Source organism: Candidatus Uabimicrobium helgolandensis (genome assembly GCF_041508025.1).
Lineage (GTDB): Bacteria > Planctomycetota > Uabimicrobiia > Uabimicrobiales > Uabimicrobiaceae > Uabimicrobium > Uabimicrobium helgolandensis.
This window is the reverse complement of record NZ_CP165719.1, coordinates 2,890,553-2,902,861: the sequence shown is the minus strand read 5'-3', so window position 1 is coordinate 2,902,861 and position 12,309 is coordinate 2,890,553. Positions and strand designations below refer to the sequence as shown.

The following is a 12,309-nucleotide window of genomic DNA, read 5'->3' as shown; positions in this document are numbered from 1 at the left end:
TAAGGAAGTCAAGTAAATTATGATAATCTTATAATTTAATTTTCAAAGATTTGTGCATCAACGGTAAACCCAATCTTCGCGAAGAAACTTCCACCTTCAAGGGTTGCATCACTAGCATCATCTTTGTTTAAATCGATTTCACCATCAAGGGTTCCACCACCAAGAAGTTCAAGATAACAACCTTTCTTGAATTGGTAACGAATACCAAGACCTGCACGCATAGAGTAAAGGTTTAAGTCGTCGTCTTGATCATTACCAGCAAATTGATTATCATCATCAATACGAAAATGCTCAAAGAAAATACTTTCGTAAAAGGCAATAAAACTCAAATTGAATTTGCCTAAATGAAATGCTGCTTTTGCTCTGTATGGTAATAAAACATGTATATCAAATTGTGGATCTGGTTTCCAGATAAATCCAGCAACAGGTATTACACGGTAGCTACTTACATCAGGAAGTACATCTGCTCCTGCAATAAGAGCTAATACATTGTTGACAGCGTAAGAAATGCGAATGCCACCGCGAACCTGAAGATCACGAGCATCAAAACTACCTTGTAAATCTGAATGTAAACCAGGTGTTACTTCTAAACTAATCATCAACTGATCACTTGCCACTACATGAAGTGCCAAAGGTATATCAAAAGCATAAAGAGCTTCTGTTATGTCATCAGCTACACCACCAACAACAGCGTCAATCGAAAAATCATAAATAGAAGTTTTTAGACCAACACTGACATAAAGATTTGGCGACATTTCAATCATGTGACCAAATTCAATGTGGTACTCTACAATATCAAAATTAACATCATCAACACCATCAAACTCTTCTTGATCAATACCCGGAAGTATATTTACTTCCGCACGTGCAACTGTTTGTGGATAGTAAAGATCGATAACTCTTCTCTCAGGTGTTACTGGAATATCTTTGTAGGTAAAGTTGTACTGTTCTTCGAAGTCTTCAGCAGCAGTTTCTGACGATTCTGTGCTAGTTTCATCACTAGCTTCTTCATCATCTCCCACAGCAGCGTCTGTAGCTGTTTCTTCGCTAGTGGTTGTGTTGCCGTCTTCAAAAAGACCGCCATCGCCGCTGTCATCGCCGCCTTCGAAAAGACCGCCATCGCCGCTGTCATCGCCGCCTCCGAGAAGACCACCATCACTACTGTCATCGCCGCCTCCGAAAAGACCGCCGTCGTCAGCTCCACCATCTAAGAGGCTATCTCCTCCGCTGTCGCCACCGCCAAAGAGATCTTCTTCTTGGGCAGGTGCAAAGACTAGACTAAACAACAACAAACCTAGAAGCAAGTACTTTGCTTTATTCATGCCAATTCTCCTCAAAATATAGCTCTAGGTGTTATGAAGTGATTTGCAATTTTTCAGATTTTGGCTTACCTGAAAAAACATAGATTACTTATAACACCTAAAATCATGTCTTACAAAACGCCTTGGATTTTTCCAAGTTTTTCGGTGAGTTTTAAATTTTCACGATAGTCAATATCTAAAGTGATTATAGCAGGCTTATTTACACTAAAAGCTTCTTCTAACGCAGATTTAACTTGGTTAGAATGTGTAACTCTTTTTCCCCAACATCCAAAAGATTCAGCTAGTTTAACAAAGTCAGGGTTATTGAACGCTAATTCGGAGTGTTCTCCAAAATGGTTCATTTGTTTCCATTTAATAAGGCCGTATTCTCTGTCTTCCCATACCATAATAACAACATTTGCACCGATACGAGCAGCAGTTTCTAGATCTTGAAAGTTCATCAGGACTCCTGCGTCACCGCAGATAGCTAGGACATTGCGATTTGGGTGAACAATTTTAGCTGCAATTGCTCCAGGAAGTGCAAAGCCCATTGAACAGAATCCATTTGAGATCAAACAAGTATTTGGAAGATCACTTTGATAGTAACGAGCGATCCACATTTTATGGGCACCAACATCTGAAAGTAAAATATCTCCTTCACCCATAACTTCACGTACATCCCACAAAACTTTTTGTGGTTTAATAAGGCCTTCGGCATCATCGTCTTTGTGTTCTGCAAAATCAGAAAGCATCGCTTCGCGAGCAGCTTTGTAGTCATCTGTTTTTCGCAGTGGTGGTTTGTTTTTAAAATGCTCATTAAGTGACCAAAGAGCACCAGCAACATCAGAATGAACATCAATTGCTACACGATAATTTTCATCTATTTCAGCAGCTTCAAAGTCAATGTTAATAATTTGTTTCTTGTTACCTCTGTTCCATAAACTCGGATGGTATTCAACCATGTCAAAACCAACAGCAATTACAACATCAGCTTTGTCCATTTCAATAGATATATGGTCGCGAGACTGCAATCCCATTGTAAATAAACAATGCTCATCGTTACGCGGAATCGCTCCTTTTGCCATAAATGTATTGATAACGCCAATTCCTGTATATTTTGCAAATAACTGTAATTGCTGAGAAACTCGAGTTCGAACGCAACCATTTCCAGCAAGTATTACTGGGTTAGAAGCACTTTCAATCATTTTAATTGCTTGATCTAACGCTTTGTATTCTGGAGAAGGACGGCGTGTTTTTACTGGAGTTATTGTTTTTGCTGTTGTTTCTAGTGCTGCAACATCTTCAGGTAACTCAATGTGGCAGGCTCCCATTTTTTCACGTGTTGCAATCTTGAAGGCTTTGCGTACGATTTCAGGAATAGTATCTGGGTGTGTTACTGTTGCATTCCATTTAGTTACAGGGCGGAACATCTGAACAACATCCATCGCCTGGTGGGATTCTTTGTGAATTCTTTTTAAATCTGCTTGTCCTGTAAGACAAATAAGAGGTGCGCGGTCCATGTTCGCATCTGCAACTCCTGTAATCAGATTTGTTGCTCCAGGACCTAGAGTTCCTAAACATACTCCAGGTTTCCCTGTCAATCTCCCATAAACATCTGCCATAAAAGCTGCTGCTTGTTCATGGCGACATAGAATAAATTTTATCGGAGTTTTTTTCAATGAAATCATAAAATCGGCGTTTTCTTCACCCGGAAGTCCAAATATATATTCAACGCCTTCTTCTTGTAAACATTTGACAAATAAATCGGAAGCTTTCATATACAAGATTTAGCCCTAAAAAAACAGGCTTGCCTTTCTATTAACAAACTATGGCTAAATATTTTTTACTATAGTATGCATTTAGGAGAAATTTAAGTTCTGTAAAAAACGTTTACCAAGTTTAGATTTTTAAGTGACCAATCGAAAATTTTAACAATTAAACTAACTTTTTCTTTTTCAGCTTTGTTACTTCCACTACATTGCTAAAAAAGAAATTATTAGTTGAATAACTATTTTACGAAACCACTTATTTTGCATTTTATTTTATGGTATTTTGCGCAAGTTGAATTGTTTTCATCATCGCAAAATTTGTTTACAAACACGACCTAATGTAACTCGAATTAAATAAATTGTCAAGCTTGTTTTATACAAGATAGAGTTGTAATTTAAATATTACATGTTTCGTTAAAAACGAACAAATGCACTTGCGCTTATGCAACAACATTTACGTCAACACAAAAAATCCTCTGTTGCAAATGACTAGCAAGTAAATCAAAAACCAAAATTAACCACACTAAAAACAAGCAAGGAAAAACCAAAATCCACCATCCTTCGTTAAAAGCATCTGGTTGCAAGAAGTATTTGTGAATAAGTCCTCCCAAATCTTCAGGTTGTAAATGAACAACCCCCGTAAAAGGTAAAACAGCAATAAACATTATATTGTCTCGCATTTGCTTTGCTACGCTAATGGGAAATGTAATGGAGTTGCGTAGTATGTGGCGCAAAAATATTTTATATTTCGAGATAGGAAGAGAGCATGCAAAATGTACATAAAGGGTTTTTTTTCCTTTAGAAATTTCAGTATAGGTTTGAGCCAGTAAAAAAAATGTACCACTTAACCCTAAAATAATTATTAAATAAAAAGAAGCAGGTATGGAAAGTTGAGAAGTCTCATGTAATTTTAGCAAAGCAGAAAAAAATACTAAGATAAAAAGACGAGGAAAGTAATTGGCTACTTTTAATATATGGTTAACGAAAGCAAACTTTACATAAAAATCAACAATTAATATCAATAAGCATAAAAAGGTACTAATTACTAACGCATAGAAACTAATAGTTAAAGATATTTGAGCAGCAGTAAGAACTATGTGTAGTAGATTGCTGTTATGGTAGGAACCAAATGGTAGCGTTATACTAGGAATTTGAGATAGGTTTGTTGCGGTTTCAGGAGAAATCCAGTGTGGAAGTAACCATGTGATTATTAAGGTTATGACAATAGTGAATACTATTTTATTTTGTTTTTGCATAATGTATAAATCTAAATCCAGGACGCATTGTATGTAATTTGTGATTGTTTACAATTATTTTTTATAAAGGAAAAGCGAGTATTTGTAAGAATTACATCTCTATGTTTAAGTTTTAAATCTTATACTAAAAGGACTTGTAAAATAGATTTTTTTTATAGCAGTACAAACTATTGTAAAAATTTATTTCAGGTGATACAAAACAAACAATTAGCATATCACTAGTTGTAGTCCGTAGTCGCGACACTTGTTATTAAGTAAATAAAATCTTTATATTGTAAGGATACAGAGCACATGTTATTTGTAGATCTGTGTACGAGTGTGCTACCCTAAACCTTACAATATAAGAGATCGTTTTTTGTTAAACCTTCTAGAACTTTTGATTTTCTAGCTATTTATCTTTTTTGTCTTTTCCCATTTTAGCGGTTTCTTCGTAATAATGTAGTATTTTTTCGCTATACTTACCTTCTATTTTTTTCTTACGATCTGCGTGAATAAATTCACGGATGTGCGGAGGTAAATTTCCCCAGCGTTCGTTGTCGTCGTCTGGATTTTTTTTATTGAGCTTTTTTGATTTATTTGGATCTTTATCTCCAGGTTGCTTGTCACCTTTTTTCTTCTTGTTTTTTTTGCCTTTTTTTTCTTTCTCGCCTTTTTTCTTCTTTTCGCTTTTTTGTTCTTTTAAACTCTTTGGTTTTTTCTGAGAAGAAGATGGCATCATTTGTTGTTGTTTTTTTGCTTCTTTGATTATCTTATTGATTCGATCAACTACTTTATCTTGACTATCTTCCAAACTCTTAAAAGTTCTTTCCATTTCAGAAATTGCATCTTCCTGGTTTTTGATATTTTCAATAAGTTTATCGATTGTCTCTGTGACGTCTTTTTGGTGTTCCATATCGTCAAAGATTCTTTCAAGCTCTTGAGCAATTTTTTGCTGATCCATTCCCGATTCACGCATAAGTTTTTCGAGTTTATCAATCGCTGCTTGTTGATTTTTTTGAGTTTGCATAAACTCTTCTATTTTTTCTGCTATTTCTTCTTGACGCTGTGGGTTTTTCTCCATCAGTTCTTCTTGGATACCCTGATCTTTTTGCTTGAGTAATTTTTCTATTTTTTCTGCTGCATCTTGCTGTTTTTGGCCATCTTGTTCTAATAATTTTGCTAAATCTTCAGCAACTTCTTTTTGTCTTTTTTCAGAGTTTTTAACTTCAGCAACAGCTTGGCGTATTTTCTTCTTTGAGACGTTTCTCTTTTTTACGCCTCCACGCAACAAGTCTTTTTCTATTGCTTCCATTTTCTTTTGAATATCTTTTAACATGTCAAGTGGCTTTTTCTTTTGGGCATTTGGCATTGGAGGTTTAGCGCCATCATCTTGCCCTGGCATTGGCGCATCTTCACCATCATCTTGTGCAAACGCCACAAGCGAAAACAATAAGATCCATAGAATACATAGAGTTATATTTTTCATCTTTGACTCCTTTACAAAACTAAATAGTCAGTTAAAAATAGTTACCTAACTACTTTTAGCTGATCACTTAGATAGTTTATTAATTAAATGTCAAGGAGTAGGTGTATCTTGAAACTAGTACAAAATACACCTATTCTCCAAACTTAGGAATATATTAACCGCTCAATACCCTAATTTCCGCCAGATACACCCTCTAGGCTTTCGATAAACCTCTTGGTCATTTCAGCAAGGTCACCTTCTTCATAGCCAAGTCGTTCTAAGCGTTTACGCGTTAAACTATCCATTGTTTTTTTATCTTTAATATTATTGAATAGTCGTTGTGTTTTGTCTTTGATTTCTATTTGTATGTCTTTAATCATTTTCAACTCAGCAATTGTTGGAAGTATGCGCGGACGCTGTTGCATTTGCTCTTGCTGTTGCTGTTGTTGTTGTTGCTGTTGATTTTGTTTCTTACGTCTATCTTGCTCTTCTTTTAAAGCCACTAGTAGTTTGCTCAAACGACTGATTGCTTCTTTTTGTAACGACTGAGTCATAATTCCCATATCGCGGCGACGTAGGTTTTTTACAACTTCATCCATATTAACTTTAATTCTTCGAAAAATCCAGTTAAAGACTTGGCTGTCTTCTTTTTCTAGTTTTTTCATTATTTTTTCTGTTTCGCCAATAAGCTTTTTCTGTTTATTACTAATGCGTCTAATAGCAATAAGATCTCGTCTTGTTGTACCATGTTTTTTAGTGTTTTGATATAAGCTCTTGGTATCATTGTATACAACCGTTTGTTCTTTGATCAGTTCTTTAATTTGCCCACTAAGATTAAAGATAATCTCTTCTTGACGTAGATTCTCATATTTCCATTTTTCTTTTTCAACTTCTCGCTTTGCTTGCTTTAAGCGTTGCTCTGCTTTTTCTTGTTCTTCTGCTGCTTTAGTTGTCTTGTTCTTTTTCATTTCTTTGTCGGCATTTTCCATATCTTTAGAAGCATCTTTTGCTGCCTTTGAAGCTTTTTTCTTTTTTAATGAATCGAGATTTTTTGCTAATTTTTCCGCTTCTTTTTTCAATTCTTTTTGTTGCTTGCGAACTTGCTCTAAACGTTTTTGTTGTTGTTGTGTTAGGCGTTCGTTTTTCATATTGTCAAGAGTACGTTTTGATTGCTCTAAGTCGCGTTCAGCCATTTTTTGATTGTCTTGAGCTTCTTTTGGCTTTTTCTTTTTTAAGCGTTTGAGAGATTTTTTCATTTTCTCTATGGCTTTTTCAACAGACTTTTTAGCCTTAGCAATACGATCTTTATTCTCCTTTGATGTTTTAGGAGATTTCATCATTTCATTCATCTTTTTCATCATTTGTTCGGTACGTTTTTGAAGTTGTTGTTGCTCTTTCCCTAGTTTAGCCATTTGTTTGTCATTTGACTTGTTTTCTTTTTGTAAACTTTTCTGCAACTCATTCATTGTTTTACGAACGTTTTCAAGAGCTTGTTTTTGGTTTTGAGAAGCTTTGTTGAAATCTTTACTTTCAATATTGCGATTAGCATTATTCATTTTTCGACTTGCTTGCATCATGTTATCTAAAGCTTTTTTCATTTGTTGCTTGAGTTCATTTTTTTGTGACTTAGACATCTGTTGCAAATCGCTAGCCATCTTGCGCGCTTTGTTTTCTAAATCTTCTTGTGCCATTTGTATGTCTAAATCTGATTTTTTAGTGTCAGCCATCATTTTTTGTAAATCTTGTTTCATTTTTTGTAGATCTTGCGCTGCCTGCTTTGTGGTTTTACTTGCTTGAGAAATATCTTTTTTCTCCATCTGCTGTTGCGCACTCTGCATTTTGTCAATTGCTTTCTTGACATTTTCAGCAAGTTTTGGATCGCTTTTTTTCCAGTTTTCAGCTAATTTTTCAGCTTGTTTTTTTACTTCTTGCTGTTGTTTTTGCGCATTTTGCATTCCAGTTTGCTCGGACAATTTTTTTTGCAGTTTATCAATGCTTTTTTGCATCTTACTCGCAGCACTTTTCTGTGCAGCAATGCGCTTTTCTTGGTTGCCTTTTTGAGTATTCTCGGCCGCTTTTTTCATGTCGTTGAGAATATCTTTCATTTCCGGCATTTTTTGCATTTGTGATTTTGCGCCAAGTTTCTGCATTCGATTTGCTATTTTATTTTGTATAGCAGCCATTTTTCTTTGCATATCACTTTGAGGAGTTTGCTTTAGTTTTGCAAGAGACTTGTTTAGATAATCTTTCATCGCATCTAGATTTTCTAGTGCACGTTTTTGGTTTTCTTGTGCGCTTTTTGCATCTTTTTCTGCAAGTTTATTTTTTGCATCTTCCATTTTTTCTTGCGCAGCGTTAGCCCATTTTTTGGCTTCTTCCATATTTTCTTTTTGTGGTACATTTTTGCTGATTTTTTGCAGTGCTTGTTGTAGTTTTTTAGCTTTATCGCTGTGTTTTGCTTGTTCTTTCTGTAACTTAGCGGTCATTTTTTCGCCAAGCTTTTCCAGAGATTTACTTTCGCTGGCCATCTTTTCTAAATTTTCAAGTTGCTTTGCTATTTGTTCTTGATTTTTTCCTGCTTCTTTCAATTGTCCTTGCTTAGTTTGCTCTGAAATTTCCTGCATTTTCTTCGCGGTTTTGTCAAGCTCTTTTGCTAACTTTTCTGCTTGTTGCACAGCCTTAGGATCATTGAGTTGTTTTTTAAGTTCTTTACTCATTGTCATTTTTTTTAATTTATCAGAAAGGTCCTTAGCAGAGTCTGCTAATTTTTTTTGTCCTCTTGATAATGCTTTAGCAAATTTAGGATCATTGGAACTTAACTTCATTACACGCGCAGCGCGTTTTTGGCGCTTTTTTAAATTTTCAATTTCTTTTTTTAAATCGCTTAAAGCTTGTGCTTGTTCTGTTTTATCTTGCGTTTTTTGTTGTTCTTTTTTCAGGTTGTCTACAGCACTTGAAAGTTGGTCTAACGACTTGATTGTATTTTGTACTTTTTCTTGACCTGCTTGTTGTTGTTGTTGATTCTGTTTTACACTTGCTAGTTTATTTTGTTGCTTTTGTAATTTTTTTAAGGCTTCGAGGAGTTCTTTGGCTTCTTTGTATTCACTTAACTTGTCTGCAACATTCTTTTGCTTATCAAGCATCTTATCTACATCTTTGAGTTTATCTTTTAAGGATGTCGGCTCTTCTTTGTTTTGTGTTTGAGAGATAAGATCTTGCTGTTTTTGCTCCATTTGTTGTAAATTTTTTTGCATTTTTTGCATTTCAGAATTTACTTTTTTGGATGTTTTTTGCGTTTGATTCATTAGTTGGCGCAAGCGTTCTAATATATTTTTATGTTCTTGCTTTAACTGCTTTTCTTCTTGAGTTAATGCTTTTTTTTGTTCTTTCTCTATTTGTTTTGTTTTTTGCTTTAACTTATTTTGTTTAGATGCTAGTTTATTCATTTCTTTTATTTTGTTTTGCAGCTCTTCGATTTTTTTGTCTACTTTTTCGGGTGTTTGGCGGTCCAATAAAAATTTATAAATCAATTCGATTTTTTTATTTATTTCTACGGACTTAATAAAAGCTCGTTTAGGAAGCTCATCTTCGATCAATTTTGTGAGCTCTTGCATATCTGTTTCTAAAGGAGTTTGTGAAGAAGATTCACCATCAAATTTGTATAAGATTTTATCGAGAGCTCCTTTGATTTTATCTGCTTCTTTTTCTCGACCTCTTTTCTTTAAATTGTCTTGTACGCGTGTCATTTTCTCTTTTAGATTATTGAGCATTCTAACCAATCTTTTTTGAGCTTGCATTGCTATTCTTTGTTTTTGCAAACGCTCTTTCTGTTGTTGGTTATTTTGTGCAATTAAACTGCTACACATAAATAGTACAGTTATTATGAATATTCTTATTAACACATCATTCTCCTTTAAACCGATATTACATCGAAAAAGTAAAATATTTTAGACGAGTACGAGAACTTGTCTAATAATTTTGAGCAAGTCCTCATGCCCTTAAGGATGGTAGAAAACTTTTGCCACATCCTTTACACCTATTCCGTCCAACTTTTTAATATATTTTGTTGTTTCTTGCTTTCTTCTAATAAACGTTTAACATCATCTTCAACACGAAGGTCTTCCCACTGGCCAAGTAAATCTATAATTTCTTCCAACAGTACAATGACTTCTTCTTGGTTAAGAACAGCATCTTCTAGTTTTGCTTGTCCTTTGCTGTTTTCTTTTAAAATAACTTTATAAGCATCAATAATATCCGTCGCCGCATCATTTGACTTTCCTTCATAAGACGTTGATTTCGATTGTTTAGCAATGCTTAAAAGTAATTGATGAACATCTCGAACTTTTTTAGTAGTAAAGACATCCCAAATACTATTGTTTCCTGCCGTCCAAAGAACATATCTAATTTTTTCAGCTATTTCGAATATTTGACGCGAAATATTTTTTTGCGCAAAATGCCATTGATGTATCTTTACCAAGTCACCTGTTTCTACTTCAGCATTTATCGATAAAAAGTCTTGTATCGATTCTTTTTTATTTACTTGTAGGTCTAAAACACGACCTAGCTGGCGTTTGTTTTCTAGTAGATGTTCGTTTAATTTTTTGAGTAGTTGGGTATTCTCAACAACTTGGATTGTGTAAACATCAGACTCTTTAGTTCCTGGACCAGAAACATTGTTGTTGTCTTGTGCGTGGAACTTAAAATAAAGAATATCTCCTGTTTGCAATGTCCTTGGAGAAACACTTCCTTCGTCAACAACAGTTTCTTTCTCTAGTGAAGTGAGATAATGACCAAGAGCTTTTTTTCCTCTTTTTTCTTTTTTGTTGTTTTCATTTTTTACCTTTACAATTTCTAAAGGCTGTCTTTTCCAAGTCTCTTCTTTATTGACTTTTTTCAAAATGGCAATATTACTTATTCCGTAGTCGTCTTCAACTTCAATACGCATTGGTACTGTGGCTGTTTTTAACATGTAAATACGTGGTTTCACATTTGAAATAATTGTAGAATCTTTATCGGCACTACTTGAGTAAAAACTTTTAATGTAAGGACGTGCATCGCGCAACATTCTTACGTAATAGCTAGTAGGAGAAGCATTTTCTAAACCATTTTGACCACGAAGTGTAATACGATAACGACTATCCATTTTTACTTCAAAGGAGGTCGATAGCAATTTTCCATTTTTAGATATTGATAATTGTTTGTTTGGTAAAACTTTTTGGTGGTCGTCAGGAAACAAAATTTGGGCCTCTTTGATGGGAATATTTGCTTCGAAAACTAAGCGCACGTTTGTTCCTTGTAGAGCTTTAACATTACCGTGTTGTTCGGGTTTGTCTTTGTCTGTCGATTCTAATTCTGAATACGCTGGGTACTCGTACCACATATAACTTCCAACAACGCTTGGCGGATTCAACACATTTACGTTATACACTGGAAAACCGTCGACGTCGTCGTTTCCTTCCAAATAGAATTCTAGGTTTTCAATCATCGGTGGAAAGGTGTATTTGAAAATCCCCTCACCTTGGTGTCCCGCTAATTCACTGTTCCACTCTTGTTCTTCGACATCTTTGTTGCGATAATGAACTTCGATACCAGAGGGAATCTTACCACTAGCATAAATTTTAAGAGAAAGACGTTCTCCCTTAGACATTACGAGGTTGGTATCTGGTAAATCAATAGTAAGTGAATTTGTTTCTTCTTTTGATTTTTCGATTTTTGTTACTCGTAAACGATAAGCACTTGAGACAATATCGTCAATTTCAGCATAAAAAATTGTATTGCTATTGAGCTCTGGTAGTGTTGCCTCGTAACCGTCTTTTACCGGAACGAGCGCCGTTCTTTTCCAAAATTTGGAATACTTGTACCACAACACTCCTTCCTCATTGCCAGCGTTTTCAATTTTTATATTTACTTTTGTTGGAAGCTTTTGATTAACGGTGAATTCGTCGCGTATCAAAAATACTGTTGTACTTCGTGGCCAAGCATTTTGTTTTAAAAAAACATTGCGATTTAACCAAATGCTCGAAAGTTTTGGTATTTGGTTGTGTAAGAAGAAAATTAAACCTACAGCCAAAATCGGCAAGATAGCACTGCGTATCGTTTTAGTCAAGTTGAGTACGCTAAAAAAGCGAATTTCTTTACTAATTTTTTCGGTTTCTTGGATAACACTTAATGTCATATCTCGCGAGTCTTGGTATTCAGGATTGTCTAAAAGTCTTGCGAATTGGAGTGCAGATATTAAACGGTCTTGTAATTGTGGGTTTTGTTTTTCTACTGCAAGTGCTATGTCTTCGTCGGATATTTTTCTAGTCAGAGGCAAACACAAATGACGTACAATAACGTAAGTCAAAACAGATAGGTATGACACAAGTAGAACAATACGTACATTAAGAGGAAAATGCAAAAAGTAGTCTAACGTAAAAGATAACAGTACTATTATTGATAAGGTAAAAATCGTTTTAAAACTACCTTCTACTGTGAGAAGTATACGAATAAAACTACGTACTTGGGCAATTTTACCTTTAATATATTTTAAGGCCATG

General features: G+C 34.8%; 6 protein-coding genes. All 6 read right to left on the bottom strand.

Annotated features, from left to right (window positions below; genetic code table 11):
• Positions 1-35: 35 nt before the first annotated feature.
• The 6 genes from UABHE_RS10515 to UABHE_RS10490 all read right to left on the bottom strand — a co-directional run bounded on the left by UABHE_RS10515 (position 36) and on the right by UABHE_RS10490 (position 12,308).
• On the bottom strand, positions 36-1,322 hold the full coding sequence (locus tag UABHE_RS10515) for a hypothetical protein (protein WP_372370226.1): 1,287 nt from the start codon (positions 1,320-1,322) through the stop codon (positions 36-38).
• Positions 1,323-1,432: 110 nt separating this feature from the next.
• Positions 1,433-3,079: an acetolactate synthase large subunit gene (locus UABHE_RS10510; RefSeq protein WP_372370225.1), complete on the bottom strand. Its 1,647-nt coding sequence runs from the start codon at positions 3,077-3,079 to the stop codon at positions 1,433-1,435.
• 431 nt (positions 3,080-3,510) lie between these two features.
• Positions 3,511-4,326 carry a hypothetical protein gene (locus tag UABHE_RS10505; protein ID WP_372370223.1) on the bottom strand — a complete coding sequence of 272 codons (816 nt, stop codon included), beginning with the start codon at positions 4,324-4,326 and terminating at the stop codon, positions 3,511-3,513.
• A gap of 388 nt (positions 4,327-4,714) precedes the next feature.
• Complete coding sequence (locus UABHE_RS10500; RefSeq protein ID WP_372370222.1) at positions 4,715-5,791, bottom strand: hypothetical protein; 1,077 nt, start codon at positions 5,789-5,791, stop codon at positions 4,715-4,717.
• 170 nt (positions 5,792-5,961) lie between these two features.
• Entirely contained in the window at positions 5,962-9,672 is a 3,711-nt protein-coding gene (locus UABHE_RS10495; RefSeq protein ID WP_372370221.1) for a hypothetical protein, read from the bottom strand.
• Positions 9,673-9,806: 134 nt separating this feature from the next.
• A complete protein-coding gene (locus tag UABHE_RS10490; protein ID WP_372370220.1) occupies positions 9,807-12,308 on the bottom strand; it encodes a hypothetical protein in 2,502 nt (833 codons plus the stop codon).
• Position 12,309 lies beyond the last annotated feature (1 nt).